The sequence below is a fragment of the Microbacterium sp. KU4F genome (genome assembly GCF_056868075.1).
The window spans coordinates 581,846-602,851 of sequence record NZ_CP200324.1 but is presented as its reverse complement, the minus strand read 5'-3'; the positions used below and the strand labels follow the sequence as shown (position 1 = coordinate 602,851).

Annotated in this window: 21 protein-coding genes; 12 read left to right on the top strand and 9 right to left on the bottom strand. The window is 69.6% G+C overall.

Going from position 1 to position 21,006, the window contains the following annotated elements:
• Positions 1–5: 5 nt before the first annotated feature.
• The 3 genes from AC1VNH_RS03000 to AC1VNH_RS02990 all read left to right on the top strand — a co-directional run bounded on the left by AC1VNH_RS03000 (position 6) and on the right by AC1VNH_RS02990 (position 2,766).
• Positions 6–491 carry a DUF6993 domain-containing protein gene (locus AC1VNH_RS03000; protein ID WP_483109795.1) on the top strand — a complete coding sequence of 162 codons (486 nt, stop codon included), beginning with the start codon at positions 6–8 and terminating at the stop codon, positions 489–491.
• A gap of 43 nt (positions 492–534) precedes the next feature.
• A complete protein-coding gene (gene ettA / locus AC1VNH_RS02995) occupies positions 535–2,214 on the top strand; it encodes an energy-dependent translational throttle protein EttA (protein WP_137417106.1) in 1,680 nt (559 codons plus the stop codon).
• Positions 2,215–2,277: 63 nt separating this feature from the next.
• Positions 2,278–2,766 (top strand): acyl-CoA thioesterase, encoded by a 489-nt coding sequence (locus AC1VNH_RS02990; RefSeq protein WP_243227732.1) that lies wholly within the window; start codon positions 2,278–2,280, stop codon positions 2,764–2,766.
• 143 nt (positions 2,767–2,909) lie between these two features.
• Here AC1VNH_RS02990 and AC1VNH_RS02985 read toward each other — a convergent pair whose 3' ends face one another.
• Positions 2,910–3,821, bottom strand: coding sequence for an acyl-CoA thioesterase (locus tag AC1VNH_RS02985; protein ID WP_483109794.1), 912 nt, complete (start codon positions 3,819–3,821; stop codon positions 2,910–2,912).
• A gap of 47 nt (positions 3,822–3,868) precedes the next feature.
• On the opposite strand from AC1VNH_RS02985, the gene AC1VNH_RS02980 reads away from it, so the two are divergent.
• The gene (locus tag AC1VNH_RS02980; RefSeq protein WP_483109793.1) at positions 3,869–4,534 is read left to right on the top strand and encodes a DUF8185 domain-containing protein; all 666 of its coding nucleotides are present in this window, start codon (positions 3,869–3,871) and stop codon (positions 4,532–4,534) included.
• A gap of 4 nt (positions 4,535–4,538) precedes the next feature.
• Here AC1VNH_RS02980 and AC1VNH_RS02975 read toward each other — a convergent pair whose 3' ends face one another.
• From AC1VNH_RS02975 to pepN, 8 genes are all read right to left on the bottom strand, one after another.
• On the bottom strand, positions 4,539–6,200 hold the full coding sequence (locus AC1VNH_RS02975) for an FAD-binding dehydrogenase (protein WP_483109792.1): 1,662 nt from the start codon (positions 6,198–6,200) through the stop codon (positions 4,539–4,541).
• Positions 6,201–6,202: 2 nt separating this feature from the next.
• Positions 6,203–6,661: a globin gene (locus tag AC1VNH_RS02970; RefSeq protein ID WP_483109791.1), complete on the bottom strand. Its 459-nt coding sequence runs from the start codon at positions 6,659–6,661 to the stop codon at positions 6,203–6,205.
• Entirely contained in the window at positions 6,658–7,824 is a 1,167-nt protein-coding gene (locus tag AC1VNH_RS02965) for a mechanosensitive ion channel family protein (protein WP_483109790.1), read from the bottom strand. Before AC1VNH_RS02965 ends, AC1VNH_RS02970 begins: the two co-directional genes overlap by 4 nt.
• A gap of 10 nt (positions 7,825–7,834) precedes the next feature.
• Positions 7,835–8,521: a response regulator gene (locus AC1VNH_RS02960; RefSeq protein WP_483109789.1), complete on the bottom strand. Its 687-nt coding sequence runs from the start codon at positions 8,519–8,521 to the stop codon at positions 7,835–7,837.
• Entirely contained in the window at positions 8,518–9,702 is a 1,185-nt protein-coding gene (locus AC1VNH_RS02955; RefSeq protein ID WP_483112682.1) for a sensor histidine kinase, read from the bottom strand. The genes AC1VNH_RS02960 and AC1VNH_RS02955 overlap by 4 nt, the downstream gene beginning before the upstream one ends.
• Positions 9,703–9,774: 72 nt before the next feature.
• Positions 9,775–10,620 (bottom strand): ABC transporter permease, encoded by an 846-nt coding sequence (locus tag AC1VNH_RS02950; protein WP_483109788.1) that lies wholly within the window; start codon positions 10,618–10,620, stop codon positions 9,775–9,777.
• The gene (locus tag AC1VNH_RS02945) at positions 10,617–11,528 is read right to left on the bottom strand and encodes an ABC transporter ATP-binding protein (RefSeq protein ID WP_483109787.1); all 912 of its coding nucleotides are present in this window, start codon (positions 11,526–11,528) and stop codon (positions 10,617–10,619) included. Before AC1VNH_RS02945 ends, AC1VNH_RS02950 begins: the two co-directional genes overlap by 4 nt.
• A 138-nt stretch (positions 11,529–11,666) precedes the next feature.
• Positions 11,667–14,207 (bottom strand): aminopeptidase N, encoded by a 2,541-nt coding sequence (gene pepN, locus AC1VNH_RS02940; protein WP_483112681.1) that lies wholly within the window; start codon positions 14,205–14,207, stop codon positions 11,667–11,669.
• 140 nt (positions 14,208–14,347) lie between these two features.
• Between pepN and AC1VNH_RS02935 the strand changes: the two genes are divergently transcribed.
• From AC1VNH_RS02935 to AC1VNH_RS02900, 8 genes are read left to right on the top strand one after another with little or no spacing between them, the layout of a single operon-like run.
• Complete coding sequence (locus tag AC1VNH_RS02935; protein ID WP_483109786.1) at positions 14,348–15,541, top strand: ferrochelatase; 1,194 nt, start codon at positions 14,348–14,350, stop codon at positions 15,539–15,541.
• A 37-nt stretch (positions 15,542–15,578) separates the two neighbouring features.
• Entirely contained in the window at positions 15,579–16,124 is a 546-nt protein-coding gene (locus tag AC1VNH_RS02930; RefSeq protein ID WP_243227742.1) for a ribose-5-phosphate isomerase, read from the top strand.
• Positions 16,124–17,119 (top strand): Fpg/Nei family DNA glycosylase, encoded by a 996-nt coding sequence (locus tag AC1VNH_RS02925; protein WP_483109785.1) that lies wholly within the window; start codon positions 16,124–16,126, stop codon positions 17,117–17,119. The genes AC1VNH_RS02930 and AC1VNH_RS02925 overlap by 1 nt, the downstream gene beginning before the upstream one ends.
• Before the next feature lie 7 nt (positions 17,120–17,126).
• Entirely contained in the window at positions 17,127–17,762 is a 636-nt protein-coding gene (locus AC1VNH_RS02920) for an FMN-binding negative transcriptional regulator (protein ID WP_483109784.1), read from the top strand.
• Positions 17,759–19,252 (top strand): amidohydrolase, encoded by a 1,494-nt coding sequence (locus AC1VNH_RS02915; protein ID WP_483109783.1) that lies wholly within the window; start codon positions 17,759–17,761, stop codon positions 19,250–19,252. Before AC1VNH_RS02920 ends, AC1VNH_RS02915 begins: the two co-directional genes overlap by 4 nt.
• Positions 19,253–19,271: 19 nt before the next feature.
• Entirely contained in the window at positions 19,272–19,490 is a 219-nt protein-coding gene (locus tag AC1VNH_RS02910; protein ID WP_483109782.1) for an SCO4848 family membrane protein, read from the top strand.
• A 17-nt stretch (positions 19,491–19,507) separates the two neighbouring features.
• On the top strand, positions 19,508–20,413 hold the full coding sequence (gene trhO, locus AC1VNH_RS02905; protein WP_483109781.1) for an oxygen-dependent tRNA uridine(34) hydroxylase TrhO: 906 nt from the start codon (positions 19,508–19,510) through the stop codon (positions 20,411–20,413).
• A 25-nt stretch (positions 20,414–20,438) separates the two neighbouring features.
• Positions 20,439–20,996 carry a ribonuclease H family protein gene (locus tag AC1VNH_RS02900; RefSeq protein WP_483109780.1) on the top strand — a complete coding sequence of 186 codons (558 nt, stop codon included), beginning with the start codon at positions 20,439–20,441 and terminating at the stop codon, positions 20,994–20,996.
• Positions 20,997–21,006 lie beyond the last annotated feature (10 nt).

Genomic DNA, 21,006 nt, shown 5'->3' with positions numbered 1-21,006 from the left:
GGCCCGTGACCCCGCCCCGCGCCGTCCGACTGTCCGCCCTCGTTCTCGTGGCCGCGGCCGGCGCCGTGGTGCTGGCGGCGTGCACGCCGTCACCCGAGCCGACCCCGACCGTGTCGGTCTCGACTCCCACCGCCACGACTCCGGCTCCGAGCCCGACGCCGACTCTCGTCCCGGAGGGCTCGGCCGAAGACAATCTGCCGTTGTTCACGAGCGTGGTGGATGCGGTCTGGGCCGGCCCCGATCAGGTCTCGGGGCGTGCCTATGTCGACGCCCTCACGGCTGCCGGCTTCGACAAGGCGGCGATGCAGGTGACCCCCGATCAGTCGACGGTGAACAATCCGGCCGAGAGCATTCAGTTCTCGGTGCGCTGGGGTGAGGAGTGCTTGATCGGGCAGGTGGGACCTGCAACGCGGGAGGCGGTGACCGTGGTCGAGCCAGGCCTTCCCGACGGCACGTGTCTGATCGGTCGCACCCGCGCCATCGACTGGTAGACCGGCGGCGGGGCGGGTGAGCGCCGTCTAGACTGGAGCGGATATGGCCGAATACATCTACTCCATGGTCCGTGCCCGCAAGGCGGTCGGCGAGAAGCTCATCCTCGACGACGTCACGATGGCGTTCCTCCCCGGTGCGAAGATCGGCATGGTGGGCCCGAACGGCGCCGGTAAGTCGACGATCCTCAAGATCATGGCCGGTCTCGACCAGCCCTCCAACGGCGAGGCGAAGCTGAGCCCGGGCTACAGCGTCGGCATCCTGATGCAGGAGCCCGAGCTCGACGAGACGAAGACCGTGCTGGAGAACATCCAGGACGGTGTCGCGATCAAGGCCAAGCTCGATCGCTTCAATGAGATCTCGGGTCTGATGGCCGATCCCGACGCGGACTTCGACGCGCTGCTGGCCGAGATGGGCGTGCTGCAGGAGGAGATCGACGCCGCCGACGGGTGGGACCTCGACTCGCAGCTGGAGCAGGCGATGGATGCACTGCGCACCCCGCCCGGCGACGCCGCGATCGGCCCCCTCTCCGGTGGTGAGCGCCGCCGCGTCGCGCTGGCGAAGCTGCTGCTCCAGAAGCCGGACCTGCTCCTGCTCGACGAGCCCACCAACCACCTCGACGCCGAGAGCGTGCTCTGGCTCGAGCAGCACCTGCAGTCCTACAAGGGCGCCGTCATCGCGATCACCCACGATCGCTACTTCCTCGACAACGTCGCGGAGTGGATCGCTGAAGTCGACCGTGGCCGCCTGATCGGCTACGAAGGCAACTACTCGACGTACCTCGAGAAGAAGGCCGAGCGCCTCGACGTGCAGGGCAAGAAGGACGCGAAGCTCGCGAAGCGCCTCAAGGACGAACTCGAGTGGGTTCGCTCGAGTGCGAAGGGTCGCCAGACCAAGTCGAAGGCGCGTCTGGCGCGCTACGAGGAGATGGCGGCGGAGGCCGAGCGCACGCGGAAGCTGGACTTCGAGGAGATCCAGATCCCCGCCGGTCCCCGCCTCGGAAACGTCGTCATCGAGGCGAAGAAGCTCCACAAGGGCTTCGGTGACCGCGTCCTCATCGACGGGCTCAGCTTCAGCCTGCCGCCCAACGGCATCGTCGGTGTCATCGGCCCGAACGGCGTCGGTAAGACCACCCTGTTCAAGACGATCGTCGGCCTGGAGCCGCTCGACGGCGGCGATCTGAAGGTCGGCGAGACGGTCAAGATCAGCTACGTCGACCAGTCGCGCGCGAACATCGATCCCAACAAGACACTGTGGGAGGTCGTCTCCGACGGACTCGACATCATCACGGTGGGCAAGACCGAGATCCCGTCTCGCGCCTACGTCTCCAAGTTCGGGTTCAAGGGGCCGGACCAGCAGAAGAAGGCCGGCGTCCTCTCCGGCGGTGAGCGCAACCGCCTGAACCTCGCCCTGACGCTCAAGGAGGGCGGTAACCTCCTGCTGCTCGACGAGCCGACCAACGACCTCGACGTCGAGACCCTGAGCTCGCTCGAGAACGCCCTGCTGGAGTTCCCCGGCTGCGCCGTGGTCATCACGCACGACCGGTGGTTCCTCGACCGCATCGCGACCCACATCCTGGCCTACGAGGGCACCGACGAGAACCCCGCCCAGTGGTACTGGTTCGAGGGCAACTTCGAGGCGTACGAGCAGAACAAGATCGAGCGCCTCGGTCCGGATGCGGCCAACCCGCACCGTTCGACGCACCGCAAGCTGACGCGCGACTGATGCCGAATGCGGATCGCCCATGACGGGCGATCCGCATTCTGCATTCGAGGAGTGGGAGAGACCATGACCGAGGGCGAGCGCCGGCTCCACATCCCCATCCACCTGAGGTGGGGAGACCTCGACGCGTTCAATCACGTCAACAACACCTCCATGCTCAAGCTGTTGGAGGAGGCGCGCGTGCGTGCGTTCTGGGAGGCGGACGACGCAGAGCCGCAGTACCCGACGGCGGTCGTCCCGGCGGGGGCCTCGGCCGGTGTGCTCACGCTCATCGCGCGCCAGGAGATCGAGTACCTGCATCCGGTGCCGTACCAGCGTGCGCCGCTCGATGTGCAGCTGTGGTTCGGGAGCCTCGGCGGATCGAGCATGGAGGTCTGCTACGAGGTGTTCAGCCCGCTGACGGGCGAGCAGCCTCAGACGCTCTACGCCCGATCCTCCGCGGTCGTCGTCACGGTCGATGCCACCACGGGCCGGCCCATGCGGCTCACCGAGCGCATGCGCGAGGCCTGGGAACCGTACCTGGGTCAGCCCATCGCCTACGCCCGGCGCCGCTGAGCGTCGCGCCCGCCGCCGGAGCTCCTCCGCGGTCGGGCCCTCCTCCCTCCGTGAGACTGCATCTCTCGCACGAGATCACTGTCATTACCCGTGATCTCGTGGCGAAATTGCAGTCTCGCGGTGGAGGTGGCGGTCGAAGGGCGCTAGGAGTCCTCGGTCGGCGCGGGAACACGCACCATGATTTCCTGCGCGACGCTCGCGACCAGTTCGCCCTCGCGCGTGTAGATGCGGCCGGTGGCAAGCCCTCGCCCGCCGCGTGCGCTGGGGGAGTCCTGCGTGTACAGCAGCCAGTCATCGACGGCGGCGGGACGGTGCCACCACATCGCGTGATCGAGGCTGGCCACATTGAGCCGGGGTGTGCGCCACGTCAGTCCGTGTGCGCGCAGAATCGACTCCTGAATGGTCATGTCGGAGAGGTAGGCGAGCATCGCGCGATGCAGCAGGGGATCGGCCGGCAACGGTCGGCGCAGCCGCATCCACACGCTCTGGTGCGGTTCGGGGGTCACCGCTTCGCTCTCGAACAACGTCCCCGGCACGTGGCGCACCTCGACCGGCAGCTCGCTGATGCTGCGCATCGACAGCGGATGCAGTTGGTCCGATTCCTGGGGCACGAGCGCCTCCGGCGCCGGCACATCGGGCATCGGCTCGGCGTGGTCGAGGCCGGCGTCGTCGGTCTGGAACGAGGCGATCATCGAGAAGATCGGCACGCCCTCTTGATATGCCTGCGTGCGGCGCGCGGAGAAGGAACGGCCGTCGCGGAGGCGATCCACCGAGAACGTCAGCCCACGGGAGGAGTCCCCGGGGCGCAGGAAGTACCCGTGCATCGAGTGGATGGGGCGGTCCTCAGAGACCGTGCGGGATGCGGCGACCACGGACTGTCCGAGGACCTGTCCGCCGTAGATGCGTCCGAGGGGCATGGCGTGCGAGTCGCCGGTGAAGATGTCCTCCGTGGTGCGCGCATCGCTCGACGCGATCGAGAGGACCTCGATGAGGGAGCCGACCGGGTCGCTCGCGTGCTCAGTGGTGCCGGCGGTGGATTCATCGCTGTTCGTCATTGCTTCTCCTCGGCTCGCCGCGTGCACGCGTTGCTAGTTTAGGTGGGGTGTACGCTCGTCTCCTGTTCCCCGATTCCGAGGCCGCGGCGGACGCTCTGACCTTCGCCGGGCGAGCCGGAGCGCTCGATCGGGAGGCCGCGGTGCATCTGCGCGGCAACGGCGGCGTGCTGACGATGTCGACGGCGGTGCTGGCATCGCGGGGCCTGCTCGACGCGACGCCGACGGTGCTGGCCATGCGTGTGCTCCCGGTCGACCCTGAGCTCGAGTGCGACCTCAGCGTGCCCGCGGCGCAGCTGAGCGCCGCGTCGGACACGGCGATCGAGCTCGGCGAGACGGCCGTCCGACCCGCATGGACGGGCGTGACCCCGCCGCGTGCCGGGTGGGAGCCGTCTGGCCGTATCGCGTCGGACGTGCTGGCCGCACGCGCGCAATGGGGGATGGCCGCCGTGGCGGACGCACTGCCGAGCGACCCCGGTGAGGAGATCGTGCGGGCTGCTCGGCTCCGCGTGTGGGGCGAGCCGGATGAGGTGCTGGGCTCTCAGTTGCGGGCCATAGCGTTCGGCGCCGTCGCGATGGGGTTCGTGCTCGGTGAGGAGGACGCCCGCCTGTTCTCGGCCCCCGGATGGACGCGCCTCTCGCTCTCGAGAGGCCACATCCTGGTGCGCGTACCGATGCGGTCGGGGATGACGGCGGTACGCACGACGGGAACCTGACGGCTCAGAGGGCGCGCCCCGCCGCCCGCCCCGCGGCTCGGCCCGAGAAGAGACAGCCGCCGAGGAACGTCCCCTCGAGCGCTCGATAGCCGTGCACCCCGCCGCCCCCGAATCCTGCGGCCTCTCCCGCGGCGTAGAGCCCCGGGATCGGCTGGCCCTCGGCGTCGAGCGCACGAGAGTCGAGGTCGGTCAGGATCCCGCCGAGGGACTTGCGCGTCAACACGTGGAGCTGGACGGCGATCAGGCCGCCGCCCGCGCGGTCGAGGATGCGGTGCGGCCGGGCTGTGCGCACGAGTCGGTCGCCGCGGAACGCCCGCGCGGAGCGCAGCATCGCGACCTGGGCATCCTTCGTGAACGGATTGTCCATCTCGCGGTCACGGGCCTCGATCTCCCGTCGGACCTGCTCGGGATCGAGCGCATCGCCGCCCGGCAGGGCCCGCATCCCCGCGAGCAAGTCGTCGAGCCGGTCGGCGCGAACGAAATCGGCGCCGTGCTCCAGGAACGCGCGAACCGGACCTGAGGCGCCCTTCCCGAGCCGCGAGCGCACGAGCAGGGACAGATCCTTGTCGGTGAGATCCGGGTTCTGCTCGCTGCCGGAGAGGGTGAACTCCTTCTCGACGATGCGTTCGGACAGCACGAACCACGAATGGTCGTATCCGGTTGCGCGCAGGTGCGCCAGGGTTCCGAGCGTGTCGAAGCCGGGGAACAGCGGCACCGGCAGACGCTTTCCGGTCGCATCCAGCCAGATGGAGGAGGGGCCCGGGAGGATGCGGATCCCGTGCTGCGGCCAGATCGGGTCCCAGTTCTGAAGGCCCTCGACGTAGTGCCACATCCGGTCGCCGGCGATGAGCGTCGCTCCTGCGTGCTCCGCCACGGAGAGCATCGCGCCGTCCACATAGGCGGGAACCCCTGCGACCATCGTCTGGGGCGGGGTCCCCAGTCGCTCCGGCCACCGCTCGCGGACGAGGGCGTGGTTGCCGCCGATGCCGCCGCTGGTGACGATGGTGGCTCCTGCCTCGACGTCGAATTCGCCGACGACCTCGTGCGGGGTCGCTTGGCCGCGGGCGGTGTCGGCGGGCACCAGGATGTCGCCGCGCGCCCCCGTGACCGTGCCGTCGGCCGTGGTCAGCTCGGTGACGCGGTGGCGGCTGAGGATGCGCAGGCGCCCCGCCGCTTCTGCTTCCTCGATCTCGGCCGCGAAGGGGGCGACCAGACCGGGACCGGTGCCCCAGGTGATGTGGAAGCGGGGCACGGAGTTTCCTGGGCCGGTCGCCGTGTACCCGCCGCGCTCGGCCCAGCCCACCACGGGAAAGAACGACACCCCGCGCTGACGCAGCCACGAGCGCTTCTCGCCGTGCGCGAAGTCCAGGTACGCCCGGGCCCAGCGCGCGGGCCACTCGTCCTCGGCCCGGTCGAAACCGGCGGTGGCGAACCAGTCCTGCTCGGCGAGCTCCGGGGAGTCCCTGATGCCCATGCGGCGCTGCTCGGGCGAGTCGACGAAGAACAGACCGCCGAACGACCACCACGCCTGTCCGCCGAGATCGACGCGGGGCTGCTGGTCGACGATCGCGACCGACCGCCCGGAGCGCAGAACCTCGCACGCGGCCACGAGCCCTGCCAACCCCCATCCCACGACGAGAACATCGGTGCGGTGGGATGCGGTCACGTTCACTCCTTCGTGGGCGCCTCGGGATCGACCGGGAGAGTGGGACGCGACCCCGCTGCGGGGCCGATGCCTGCCGGCTCGAACGTGTTCACCATGGCATATGCCGCGCGCTGCAGGTAGTCCCACAGCGTCGCCTCGAGCAGGGGCGGCAGCTCGCAGGCGTCCACGGCGCGGCGCATGTGCGAGAGCCACCGGTCGCGCGCGTCCGGATCGACGTGGAACGCCGCGTGGCGCATGCGCAGTCGCGGGTGACCCCGTTGCTCGCTGTAGGTGGTGGGCCCGCCCCAGTACTGCTCGAGGAAGGTCTGCATGCGCACCTTGGCGGGGCCGAGGTCGGCCTCCGGGTACATGGGACGCAGAACCTCGTCGTCGGCGATCCCCTCGTAGAAGACGTCCACGAGCTTCGTGAAGAACGCGTGGCCGCCGACCTGATCGTAGAAGCTGATCGGCTGTTCGCTCATGCGGACTCCTCGGGCGGGGTTCGGGGCTTTCGGGGCTTGCGGGGTGCCGTCGCCGGCGCGTCGCCGGCAGGTGACTCCGCGGCTGGGGCGGGGGCGACCGTCTCACCCTGCGGTGCGGCTTCGGCGGCGCGTGCGCCGCGTCCGGTCCGCTTCGGACGCCACACCGGACGCTCGTCGGCCGGGACGGGGATCGGCTTGGTGCGGGGAGGATTGGCGCCGCGGACGCGACCCGCGCCCTCGAGGCCGCTCAGCATGATCGAGTTCAGCAGCGGCAGCTGGATGCCCATGGCATCCATCGCTCGCTTCAGGCGGACTCGGAGCTCGCGCGCGACATCGTCCTTGGCGTTCGAGCGCGTCTTCATCACGAGACGGATGACCAGGGCGTCGCCCGAGATGGACTCGAGTCCCCAGATCTCGGGCTGCTCGATGATCCGCGTGCGCCACTTGGGATCCTTCGCGAGCTGCTTGGCGGCGTCGAGCATCGCCTTCTCGACCGCATCCAGATCGGCGTCGACGGGAACGGAGAGATCGATGATCACCCGAGACCACCCCTGCGACATGTTGCCGATGCGCGTGATCTCGCCGTTTCGGACGTACCAGAGCGTCCCGTTGACGTCGCGCACATGCGTGACGCGCACGCTGACGTATTCCACGACGCCGGTCGCGAGTCCGAGGTCGACGACGTCGCCGATCCCCACCTGATCCTCCGCGACGATGAAGATGCCGTTGAGCACGTCCTTGACGATGTTCTGCGCCCCGAAGCCGAGTCCCGCGCCGATCGCCGCGGTCAGCAGCGCGAAGGAGCCCAGGATGCCCGAGTCAATCGTGTTGACGATCAGGATGATGCCGATGATGACGATCGTCACGTTGACGATGTTCTGCAGGATCGAACCCAGCGTGCGGGTGCGCTGGACGAGACGCACGGCCGCGAGCGGGGAGCGATCGAGCGCCTGGGTGTCGGTGACCTGCGCCTTGCTCTTCGCGCCCGAGACGATCCGCTCCACGACCCGGTGGATCACCCCGCGGAGGATCCAGGAGAGGATGATGGCGCCGACGATGATGGCCAGGACGCCGAGTGCCTTGAATCCGGCCGCGGTGAAGAAGGCGCCGATCTTGGGCCAGAGGTCCGGGTCGTTGGGGTCGAGGACGAAGGTTTGCGTCACCTTCTCGATGCTACCGACCACCGCTCTCGCCGGGCTGGGCGCCGTCGTCCACGAGCCCCGCGCGGTGGGCGATCACGACCGCCTGCACGCGGTCTCTCGCGCCGAGCTTGGCGAGGATGCGGCCGACGTGCGTCTTGACCGTGGACTCGCCCAGGAACAGGGCCGCCGCGATCTCGGCGTTCGTGGCGCCCTGCGCCATCGCGAGGAACACCTCGCGTTCTCTCTCGGTCAGCGTCTCGGTCGGGTCGGGTGCCGCGTTGCGGACAGGCGGGGTGCCGAGCAGCTCGATCATGCGGCGCGTCACGCGCGGCGAGAGCGTAGCGTCGCCCCGATGCACGGCGTGGATCGCGGAGATGAGCTCGTGCCGTTGCGCGTCCTTCAGGAGGAACCCGCTCGCCCCCGCACGCAGCGCGGCGAACGCATACTCGTCGAGATCGAAGGTGGTGAGCACGAGGATGCGGGCGTCGGGGTGGGCTTGGACGATCCGTTCCGTCGCGGTGATGCCGTCGACGCCCGGCATCCGCACGTCCATGAGCACGACATGGGGCTGCAGCGCCTCGACGGCCGTGACAGCGGAAGCTCCGTCCGCGGCCTCGCCGACGACCTGCAGATCCTCTTCGGCGTCCAGCACCATGCGAAAGCCGAGTCGGATGAGCTCCTGGTCGTCCACGAGGAGGATGCGGATGGGATCGGTCATCGGGTGTCCTCCTCGGTGGGAAGCCAGACGTCGAGGGTCCAGGTGCCGTCGCCGCGGCGGGTGCGCAGCGTTCCGCCGGCGTGGGCGACGCGCTCGGTGAGTCCGCGAAGTCCGAAACCGGGGTTGTCGTCGGCGCGTTCGGGCGGGACACCGTCGTTCGTGATCCTGATGCGCACCGCATCCGGATCCTCGCGGATCTCGACGACGGCCTCCGTTGCGCGTGGGGCATGTCGCATCGCGTTCGTCATGCCCTCCTGCACGACGCGTCCGATCGCGAGCTCGGTCGTCGGCGCATGCGTGCTCGTGCGGCCGGACGTGCGCAACACGACCGGGTAGCCCGCGCCCTGCGCGGTGGCGACGACCTCCCGCGGCGAGGGGGCGGTGAGAGGCGCGAGCGGCGCGCTGCCCGTGTCATCCGTGCGCAGGACCCCCAGCATCGCCCGCATCTCGGTCAGAGCGCCGCGGGCGGTGTCGGCGGCGGTGCGGGCGGCGGAGCGGGCGCGCTCGGTGTCGGTCGTGGCGGCAGCGCCCTCCGACAGTGCCACGATGACCGTGAGCGAGTGCGACACGATGTCGTGCATCTCGCGCGCGATCCGCGTGCGTTCGGCCGCTGTGGCGAGCTGTGCCTGCTGATCACGCTCGATCGTGAGCTGACGGGAGCGCTCGATGAGGGCTTCGACGTATCGTTTGCGCCCGCCCACGTTCGCTCCGATGAGCGCCCCGATCAGGAGCATGACCATCGTGGCGATCGTCGCGCCGATCGCGCTCGACCAGCTCTCGCCGAGAACCACGCGCACCGCACCCGAGATGACGAGGGCACCGCTGAGGATGCCGGCGCTCGCCCACGCGGCGCGACTGGAGCGGTACACCGAGAGGGAGTACACGGCGATCGCCAGTGCGACACCGCTGGGCAGCATGGGATACGGCGCGAAGGGGTAGGGGAGCGCGGCGACCAGGAAGACGGCGAGGGGGAAGCGCCGACGCCACAGCAGGGCGATCGCGGTGCTCGCCGGGACCGCGATGGACACGATCATCCCGAACGGTGCCCAGGCCGGATCCATGGGAGCGGCAGCCACGAGGCCCGGCCCCGAGAGGATGAAGGCGAAGAACGCGACCAGGGCGTCGGCGAAGCGCGGATGGCGCGCCCAGTACCGGCGAACGGCCCCGGGAGGACGGGGCAGCAGCAGGCCGTCGTCGGGGGAGTGCTCTCCGCCCCGGCGACGGCCTGACTGCTCGTGCTCATCCGCTCGACTCTACGCGTCCCGGCTCTTCAGAACGGCGCTCGCGCCCACGAGGCCGACGACCACCCAGGCGACGAGGGTGAGGCCGGCGGCCCACGGCTCGAGCGGGTTGCTCCCGCCCCCGGTGCCCATCAGAAGCTGGCCCGCGTTCGAGGGCAGGAACCGTGCGGCGTCCTGGATCCACTCCCAGCCCGGCAGGGCGGCGAAGAAGGCCGGGACGATGGGCAGGACGAACACGAGACCCACGCCGAGGGCGATCGCGCCCGGACCGTTGCGGAGGACGTAGCCCGTCGCGACGCCGATGATCGCGATGACCGCCATGGTGAGGGCGCCGGCGAGCAGTGGGAGCAACGAGACCTCCGGGTTGGAGAAGTCGAGTCCGAGGTCCTTGCGGGCCATGATCGGCGCTGTCGCCACGGCGACGATGGCGAAGATGATGATGCTGGACACGAACACGAATCCGGCGACCACGACGGTCTTCGCGAAGAGCGACCCGAGTCGCCCGGGCGCCGCCGTCAGGGTGGAGCGCATCATCCCGGTCGAGTACTCGCCGGTGACCTGGATGGCGCCGAGGATCACGGCGAGGAGCATCGTGAAGGTCGTGGGCGCGAGGATCACCATCGTGGCCAACGAGCCGTCGTCGCCCTGCGGTCCGCCGTCGAAGCTCGTGATCGCCCACGCCATCAGCAGGGAGAAGCCGATCGAGAGCACGGCGACGATCGCGATCGACCACCACGGAGAGCGCAGCGTCACGAGCTTGAGCGACTCGCTTCGTACGAGGCGCGGGAAGGAGATGCGGTACGAACCGTCCGTCGAGGTGGTGCGACGCGCGGGTGCGGGTGCAGTGGTGGCGCTCATGCGATTTCCTTGCTCTTGTACTCGACGGACTCGCCCGTGAGGGCGAGGTAGGCGTCTTCGAGCGAACCGCTCTGCGGGCTCAGCTCGTGGATGGGGATACCGGCTGCCGCCGCGGCGTCGCCGACGGCCTCGGGCCGCGCGCCGACCAGGTCGGCGGTTCCGGGCTCGGTCTGGGTGATCTCGATGCCCGCTCCCGAGATGAGGGGGATGAGCTCCGCGAGACGCGGGCTGCGCAGGCGGATGCGGGTGCTCGTCCATTCCGAGACCAGCTGCGACACGGGCGCGTCGGCCAGGACACGGCCTTTGCCCAGCACGATGATGTGGTCGGCGGTGATCGCCATCTCGCTCATGAGGTGGCTGGAGAGCAGGACGGTACGTCCCTCACTCGCGTAGTGGCGCACGAACTGGCGTACCCAGCGCACGCCCTCGGGGTCGAGGCCGTTGACCGGCTCGTCGAGGATCAGCGTCTGCGGGTCGCCCAGGAGCGCTGCCGCGATGCCGAGGCGCTGGCCCATGCCGAGGGAGAATCCGCCCGCACGCTTCTTGGCGACCGATTCGAGGCCCGTCAGCGCGATGACCTCGTCGACGCGAGAGGTCGGGATCCCGTGCGTGGCCGCGAGCGCCCGCAGGTGGTTACGGGCGGAGCGGCCGGTGTGCACGGCCTTGGCATCCAGAAGGACACCGACGCGGGTGAGCGGCGAGCGCATCTTGCGGTAGTCCTCGCCGTCGACGGTCACGCTGCCGTGGGTCGGGCGGTCCAGTCCCACGATCATCCGCATCGTGGTGGACTTGCCCGCACCGTTCGGTCCGAGGAAGCCGGTGACCTTGCCGGGTTGGACGGTGAAGCTGACATCGGAGACGGCGTGCTTGTCCCCGAACTGCTTGGTGAGGTTCTCTGCGACGATCATGGCTCCACGCTACGAGCGGTCGCTTCGTCGCCGCGTCCCCCTGTGGTACCGATCTCGACCGCTGCGTCTCGTCCCATGGGCGGAGATGAAGAAGGCCCCGTCGACACGGGGTCGACGGGGCCTTCAGGTATCAGCCGATCAGGCGTCCGCCTCCTGGACGGAGAGGGCACGCTCGACGCCGGCGAGGTTCTCGGCGACCAGACGGCGCAGCGCCGCCGGTGCTTCGCGGTTCTCGATGAGCCAGGCGCGTGTCGCGTCGCGCAGCGCGACGTCGGCGAGGGGTGCCGGGTATAGCCCCACGATCAGGTAGTTCGCGATCTGATAGCTGCGAGACTCCCAGACCGGCAGGAGCATGTCGAAGTAGGTCGACACGAACGGGGCCAGCAGGTCGCGACCGGCCGGGTGGGTGAAGCCCGCGGCGGCCGAGCGGACGACGGTGTTGGGAAGGTCGTCGGAGCCGACCAGAGCGTCCCAGGCGGCCTGCTTGGCCTCCGCGTTCGGGAGCGCTGCCTTCGCCTGCGCGGCGAACTCACCGCCCTTGGCCGTGTTGTCCGCGGCGAGGGCGGCGTCGATGTCCGCCGTCGTGACGAGTCCGCCCGCGGCGAGGGAGACCAGCAGTGCCCAGGACAGGTCCGCATCGATCTCGAGACCGTCGAGGACGAGCTCGCCGTCGCGCAGGCTCCGCACGCGCGCGAAGTGCTCCGGAGTCGCCGCGGCAGACGCGAATGCGGTCACGAACTGCAATTGGCTGTCGCTTCCCGCGGCCGCACCCTGTGCGAGGTCCCACAGGCCGTCGGCGACGGCCACGCGCGTGGCATCGCGCTTCGCCGGGTCGACGTAGGCGTTCGCCGTCAGCTGCAGCTGCGCGAGGGTCGTGCGCACGGTGGTGGACTCGGTCTCGGTGGCGATGTTGCCGAGGACGAGCTGCACGTACGCGGAGGCCGACGCCTCCGCATCCCGTGTCTGGTCCCAGGCGGCGCCCCACACGAGGGAGCGGGCGAGCGGGTCGCTGATCTTCGACAGGTGCGCGACGGCGGTGGCCAGCGACCGGTCGTCGAGTCGGATCTTGGCGTAGGCCAGGTCGTCGTCGTTGAGGAGGATGAGGTCGGGGCGGCGGTGGCCGACGAGCTCAGCGACGTCGGTGCGGTCGCCGTCGACGTCGAGCTCGATGTGGTGCACGCGAACGAGGGCGTCGCCCTGCAGGTCGTAGAAACCGATGCCGAGACGGTGCGGACGGATGGTGGGGTAGTCCGCCGGCGCCGTCTGGATGATGGAGAACTTGCTGATCGTGCCGTCCACGGATTCGTCCACCGCGGGGGTCAGCGTGTTGACGCCGGCCGTCTCCAGCCACTTCTTGGACCAGCCCGACAGATCGCGGCCACTGGTGGTCTCCAGCTCCGTCAGCAGATCGGGCAACTCGGTGTTGCCCCACGCGTGCTTCTGGAAGTAGGCGGACACGCCGGCGAAGAACGCCTCGACGCCGACCCACGCGGCGAGCTGCTTCAGGACCGAACCGCCCTTGGCGTAGGTGATGCCGTCGAAGTTGACCTGGACATCCTCCAGGTCGTTGATCTCCGCGACGACGGGGTGCGTGGAGGGCAGCTGGTCCTGGCGATAGGCCCAGGACTTCTCCATCGCGTTGAACGTCGTCCACGCCTCGGTCCACTCGGTGGCCTCGGCGGTGGCGATCGTCGACGCCCACTCGGCGAACGACTCGTTCAGCCAGAGATCGTTCCACCACTTCATGGTGACGAGGTCGCCGAACCACATGTGCGCCAGCTCGTGGAGGATCGTGACGACACGACGCTCCTTGACCGCATCCGTGACCTTGCTGCGGAAGACGTAGGTCTCGGTGAAGGTCACCGCGCCCGCGTTCTCCATGGCGCCGGCGTTGAACTCGGGCACGAACAGCTGGTCGTACTTCGCGAACGGGTACGCGACACCGAACTTCTCCTCGAAGTACGCGAAGCCCTGGCGGGTCTTCTCGAACACGTAGTCGGCGTCGAGGTACTGCCAGAGGCTCTTGCGCGCGAACACGCCGAGGGGGATGACCCGGCCCGACGAGCTGGTCAGCTCGGAACGCGTGACCTCGTAGGGGCCGGCGATGAGCGCCGTGATGTAGGACGAGATGCGGGGCGTGGGCTCGAACGTCCACGTCGCGACGCCGTCGCCCGCGGGAACGGGCTCGGGCGTGGGCGAGTTGGAGACGACCTGCCACGGGGCGGGAGCGGTGATCGTGAACTGGAACGTCGCCTTCAGGTCGGGCTGCTCGAACACGGCGAACACGCGCCGCGAATCGGGCACCTCGAACTGCGAGTAGAGGTACACCTCGCCGTCGACCGGGTCGACGAACCGGTGCAGACCCTCGCCGCTGTTCGTGTACCGCGCGTCGGCGTCGACGGTCAGCACGTTGTGGGCGGCGAGGTTCTCCAGCTGGATGCGGGAGTCCGCGAAGGCAGAGGTGTCGATGTCGACGCCGTTGAGCGTGATGCGGTGCACGCGCTCGGCGATGAGGTCGACGAAGGTCGAAGCGCCCTCGGTGGCGGCGAATCGGATGGTGCTGGTCGAGCGGAACAGCTCCGCTCCCGTGGTCAGATCCAGCGCGATCTCGTACGACTCGGTGTCGACGACCGCGCGGCGCTCCTGCGCCTCGATCCGGGTGAGGTTCTCTCCAGGCACTGCGTTTGCTCCCATGGGGTGAGGGTGTGAAAGGCGCGGCATCGCTGCTGGCGACACGGGCGAGACCTCCAGCCTACGGTTTTGCTGCGCATCGGCGGTATCGTTCCGGCCCGATCAATTCGCGGTGCGAGGATGTTGGCGTGAGTTCCCCTGAACAGACCCCGCTTCAGACCGAGACCCCCGACACTGCGGTGCCCTTCGCCTCGGCGCACGCCGCGAGCGGTCCGCCCTGGGTCGAGCAGCCCACCGCGTACGACGCCGTGCTGCTCGCCGGCTTCGGAGGGCCGGAGGGGCAGGAGGACGTGATCCCGTTCCTGCGCAATGTGACGCGGGGGCGCGGCATCCCTGACGAGCGCCTGGAAGAGGTGGCGCACCACTACCGCCACTTCGGCGGGGTGAGCCCCATCAATGCGCAGAACCGCGCGCTGAAGGCTGCGCTCGAGGCCGAGATCGCGCGCCGCGGACTCGGACTTCCGGTCTACTGGGGCAACCGCAACTGGGGCCCGTACCTGGAAGAGGCCGTGCAGGAGGCAGCGGATACCGGTCACACGACGCTGCTGGCGGTCGCGACGAGCGCATACAGCTCGTTCTCCAGCTGTCGTCAGTACCGCGAGGACTTCGCGCGCGTTCTGGACGCGACGAACCTGGGCGGGAGGGTGACCATCGACAAGGTGCGTCAGTTCTTCGACCACCCCGGATTCGTGTCCACCTTCGTCGAGGGCGTTCGCGAGGCCGTCTCGGGCTTCCTGGCCGACGGGGTGCCCGCGGATCAGATCCGCGTGCTGTTCTCGACACACTCGATCCCGACCGCCGACGCGCAGCGCTCGGGCCCGCGCGACCGGGATTTCGGCCCCGGCGGGGCGTACGAGGCCCAGCATCTGGCCGTCGCCGAGGTCGTCATGGCGCAGTCGGCGCCGGAGATCGGTTGGAAGCTCGTCTACCAGTCGCGCTCGGGCCCCGCGTCCCAGCCCTGGCTCGAACCCGACATCAACGACGAGATCACGGAGCTCGCCGCCGCCGGGATCACCGCCGTCGCGATCGTGCCGCTCGGGTTCGTGAGCGACCACATGGAGGTTCTCTGGGATCTCGACACGGAGGCCATGGAGACGGCGCAGGAGGTCGGCATCCGGGCCGTCCGCACGCCGACGCCCGGCATCGATCCCGCCTACGTGTCGGGGCTCGTCGATCTGATCGAGGAGCGACTGGCCGGCACGCCGGCTGACCAGCGCCCGCACCGCACCTCGCTCGGTCCGTGGTTCGACGTCTGTCGTCCCGGTTGCTGCGAGAACATCCGCGCGGGCTTCAAGCCGGCAGCCGCCGGCATCGCCCCGTGAGTGCGGGCCGGGTGCGCGCGTCCCTAGGATGAGCAGCATGCGCATCCATATCGCCACGGATCACGCCGGCCTCGAGTTCTCGACGCGCCTGCAGCACCATCTCGCCGAAGCCGGTCACGACGTCGTCGACCACGGGCCTCTGGAGTACGACCCCGTCGACGACTATCCCGCGTTCTGCATCCGCGCCGCCCAGGCGGTCGTCCGCGATCAGGCGGCGGGCATCGAGACGCTGGGCATCGTTTTCGGCGGCTCGGGAAACGGGGAGCAGATCGCGGCGAACAAGGTCGCGGGCATCCGTGCGGCGCTGGTCTGGAACATCGCGACGGCTGAGCTCGCGCGCGAGCACAACGACGCGAACGTCATCGCGATCGGTGCCCGCCAGCACACTTTCGAGGAGGCGACGACCTTCATCGACCGCTTCATCGCGACGCCCTTCTCCAACGAGGAACGCCACGTGCGGCGCATCGCGCAGATCGCGGACTTCGAGCGCGACGGCTCGCTTCTGCCCGATCCGCGTGCGGGTCTCGCGCACCCCGACGTGCTCGACGACGCGTCCAGCAGCTTCGACCCGGAAGCGGGCTGATGCCCGAGGGCCATTCCGTTCACCGGATCGCCCGGCAGTTCGACCGCAACGTGGTCGGGCACCGCGTTTCGGCGTCGAGTCCGCAGGGCCGCTTCGCTGAGGGTGCCGCGCTGCTGGACGGTCGTGAGGCGCTATCGGTGCGGGCCGTGGGCAAGCAGATGTTCCTCGAGTTCGAGGGCGATCTGTGGCTGCGGGTGCACCTCGGGATGTACGGCGCGTGGGACTTCTCGGGTGAGATCCTCGTCGACCCGACGATCGCGTCCGCCAACGGGCGCATGGGGCAGACGAACCAGCGGGGGACCGATCCCGAACGCATCGTGGACGACGCCGGTGAGAACTCGCTGTCCTCCATCGGTGCGCCCCGCAAGGCGCGCGGCCACGTGCGCATGTCGGAGCAGACGTCCGGGCTCGATGACACCGACGCGACCTGGCCACCCCCGGTGGTGGGCCAGGTGCGGTTGCGTCTGCTCACGGAGGCCACGTGCGCAGACCTGCGCGGCCCCACGGCGTGCGAGGTGCTGACCCCGGACCAGGTGCAGGCGGTCATCGCGAAACTCGGCCCGGATCCCCTGGTCGACGACGTGGCAGTGGGTGAGGAACGCTTCACGAGCGTCGTCCGACGCAAGCCCACGCCGATCGGACTCCTGCTCATGGACCAGAGCGTCGTCAGCGGGATCGGCAACGTCTACCGCGCCGAACTGCTGTTCCGCGCCCGGCTCGACCCGCACACGCCGGGACGCGACGTGCCCGAGGAGGTCGTGCGCGGCCTCTGGCGCGACTGGGTGAGACTGCTGCGCATCGGCGTCGAGACCGGCCAGATGATGACCATGGACGACCTCACCCCCGATGAGTGGCGCAGGGCGATGGCGCATCGCGACGACCGCCACTGGGTGTACCACCGTGCGGGCCTGCCCTGTCGGATCAGCGGCACATCGATCGTGCTGGAGGAGATGGGAGCGCGAAAGCTCTACTGGTGCCCGGTATGCCAGAAGTGAGGATGCGGTGAGACAGAACCCGAGCTTCGCGATGACCGATGTGGGCGAGATCCGTCGACTCATCGACTACAACCCGTGGGCGACCCTCGTGAGCGCCGGGCCCGACGGCCTCGTCGCGTCGCATTACGCCGTGCTCCTCGACGACACCAGGGACGATCTGAGCATCGTCGCCCACGTCGGCAAGCCCGACGACGCGATCCACGGCCTGGGCGAGCGCGAGCTGATGGTCGTGGTGCAGGGCCCGCACGGCTATGTGTCGCCGGGCTGGTACGGCGACGTGCCGGCGGTTCCCACCTGGAACTTCGTGGCCGCGCACCTGAGCGGCGTCCCCGAACTTCTCGGCACCGAGGAGAACCTGCGGGTGCTGGACCGTCTCGTCGACCGGTTCGAGTCGCCGATGCCGGCTCCGCGCCGGATGTGGGAGCGTCCGAACGACGCAGAGTTCGTGCATCGTCTTGAGCGCGGCACGGTCGGCTTCCGGCTCACGCCCACCTCGGTCGTGGCCAAGCGGAAGCTGAGCCAGAACCGCCCCGTGGAGGTGGTCGACCACATCGTCCACATGCTGCGTGCGGAAGGGCCGCACGCGAACGCCGCCTTGGCGGATGAGATGGCCCGGGCGCGGCGAGCACGGCCCGAGGCATGAGTCGGCCACGCATCGACGCCCTCGCGGACGTGCGGATCGCGGGTCCGGGCGCCGAGCTTCCGCCGGGGACCGAGCTCTACGACATCGTCCTCCACGACGGCCGCATCGCCGACATCGCGCCCGCCGGCGCGCTTCGGCTGACCGGCGCGGTGCATCGCGCCGAGGGAGCCCATGTCATCCCGGGCCTCTGGGATCACCACGTGCACGTGACGCAATGGGCCTTGGCCGCGTTGCGCGAGCCGCTCGGGGACGCGGTCTCGGCGACGGATGCGGCAGCCCGGATGGGCCGTGTGGCCCCGGGCGTGGACGGACGGCGTGTCGGCACCGGCTTCCGCGATGCGCTTTGGCCCGACACGCCGTCGCTCGAGGTACTCGATGCGGCGACGGGGGACATCCCGACCTACCTCATCAACGCCGACGTGCACAGCGTGTGGCTCAACTCCGCAGCCCTCGCCCGCGAGGGCGTCTCGTCCGACGACGGGATCCTGCGCGAAGGGCCGGCATTCGAGATGTCGCGGCGTCTCAACCAGCTTCCCGACCGGGTGTCGGATACGGCCGTGACGGCGATGGCCGCCGCCGCGTCCGCTCGCGGCGTCGTCGGTGTGGTGGACCTGGACATGGTGTGGAACGAGTCCTCGTGGCAGCGCCGTCGTTCGGCCGGCTTCGATCTGCTGCGCGTGGAGTTCGGCGTCTATCCCGATCTCCTCGACCGAGCCATCGCGGAGGGCCTGCGCAGCGGCGACCCTCTGCGGGGCGACGACGGAGGTCTCATCACGGTCGGAGCGCTGAAGGCGATCACCGACGGATCTCTCGGCACCCGGACGGCGGCGTGCTCGGTCGCCTACGCCGACGCGCCGCACCCGCACGGATTGCTCACGATCCCGCCCGACGCTCTGCGCGAGGTCATGACACGCGCGACGGCGGCCGGTCTGGACTGTGCGATCCACGCGATCGGCGACGAGGCGATGCGTCATGCCCTCGATGCGTACGCGGCCACCGGCGCACACGGAACCATCGAGCACGCGCAGCTCGTGGCCGTCGCCGACATCCCGCGCATGGCCCGCCTCGGCGTAGCCGCCAGCGTGCAGCCGGAGCACGCCCTCGACGACCGCGATCTCACCGACAGCATCTGGGCGACGCAGACGGCGCGTCCGTATCCGCTGCGATCGCTGTGGGCCGCGGGAATCGACCTACGCTTCGGATCCGACGCCCCGGTGTCCGCGCTCGACCCCTGGCGCCAGATCGCCGCGGCCGCGTCTCGCACGCGCGACGGACGCGAGCCGTGGCAACCCGGCGAGACCGTCTCCGTGGACGTCGCTCTCGCTGCATCCACGCATCGCGGTTGCTTGAACCCCGACACGATCGCCGTCGGCCAGCGCGCGGATCTCGCCCTCACTGCGGCCGACCCGCGCGCAATGGAGCCAGCCGCCCTTCGTGGGATGGAGGTCGTCGGCACGATCATGGACGGCCGCGTCATCTACCGCGCCTGAGCGCGATTACGCTCGGGGCATGATCGTCCTGCTCGCCGTCCTCCTGCTCGTCAACGCGGTCTACAACGTCGTGGTCTGGCCGCGTTTCTACGGACGTATTGCAAAGGACGCGCGAGCCCGCGACGCCGACGGGCGCCCCACACGGTTCCTCGTCGTGCACGCGGTGCTCATCGGCACCGCCCTCCTGCTCGCGGTCCTGTCGGCGGGCGCCGCGGTGTGGGCTCTCGTGGCGGGCTGAGCGCCTACGCTGTCTCGGTGGCCATCTCGAAGATCCTGCTGTACTACCGGTTCACCCCCATCGCCGACCCCGAGGCCGTTCGCCTCTGGCAGCGCGACCTCTGCGAACTGCTCGGTCTGCGCGGCCGCATCCTGATCTCGAAGCACGGCATCAACGGCACGGTCGGCGGTGAGCTCGGCGCGGTGAAGACCTACGCGCGCAAGACGCGGCAGTACGGGCCCTTCCGGGGTCTCGATCTGAAGTGGTCGGAGGGGAGCGGACTCGACGACGAGGGCCGGAGCCTCGACTTCCCGAAACTCTCCGTGAAGGTGCGCGACGAGATCGTCACCTTCGGCGCGCCCGACGAACTGCGCGTCGACACGGACGGCGTGGTGGGCACCGGCACGCACCTGACCCCCGGCGCCGTGCACAAGCTCGTCGAGGAACGCGGCGAGGAGGTGGTGTTCTTCGACGGCCGCAACGGGTTCGAGGCGGAGATCGGCCGTTTCCGCGGGGCGGTCGTCCCGGACGTCTCGACGACGAGGGAGTTCATCGCGGAGCTCGACTCCGGCCGGTACGACCACCTGAAGCAGAAGCCGATCGTGACGTACTGCACCGGCGGCATCCGGTGCGAGGTGCTCTCGAGTCTGATGACGGCGCGCGGCTTCCAGGAGGTCTATCAACTCGACGGCGGGATCGTGCGGTACGGCGAGACGTTCGGCAACACGGGACTCTGGGAGGGTTCGCTCTACGTCTTCGACGGACGGCAGGCGATGACGTTCGGCTCCGATGCCGAGCACATCGGGCGCTGCACCGGATGCGGCGCGGCGACGTCGCGGATGATCGACTGCGCCGTCGCCGGATGCCCTGATCGCGTGGTGCGATGCGAGGCGTGCGAGGGCAGCACGGCGTGCGGTCACCATCCGGAGCTCGTGGCGGGCTGAACCGATCGCCTGAGAAGATGGAGGGATGTCCTCCACTGACGCCGTGCCCTCTCGTTACACCGTCGCGACCGACGGTGCCTGCAAGGGCAACCCGGGCCCCGCGGGGTGGGCATGGGTCGGCGAGGACGGCCAGTGGGCCGCAGGCTCTCTGCCGAGCGGCACGAACAACATCGGCGAACTGCTGGGCCTGCTCTACGCCATCCGAGACCACTTCCAGGTGCCCGAGCTCATCGTGCAAGCGGACTCCATGTACGCGATCGACACCTACACGAAGTGGATGGACGGCCACGCGCGTCGCGGCTGGGTGACTTCTGCCAAGAAGCCCACCGCCAACCGGGACATCCTCGAACAGCTCATCGAGGTCCGCGACGCCCGGCGGGCGGCGGGCCTTCCCGACGTCGTCCTGGAACACGTGCGCGGGCATCGCGGTCATCGCCTCAACAGCTGGGCTGATGAGCGCGCAGTCCGGGCATCCCAACACGCGGCCAAGGGCGAAGAGCTCGTGTGGACCTCCCTGCGCGGGCTCGACCCCCTGGATGTGAGCGTCGACCCGCCGCGCAGCGCGGGCGACCGTGCGCGCTGAGCACCTCTCC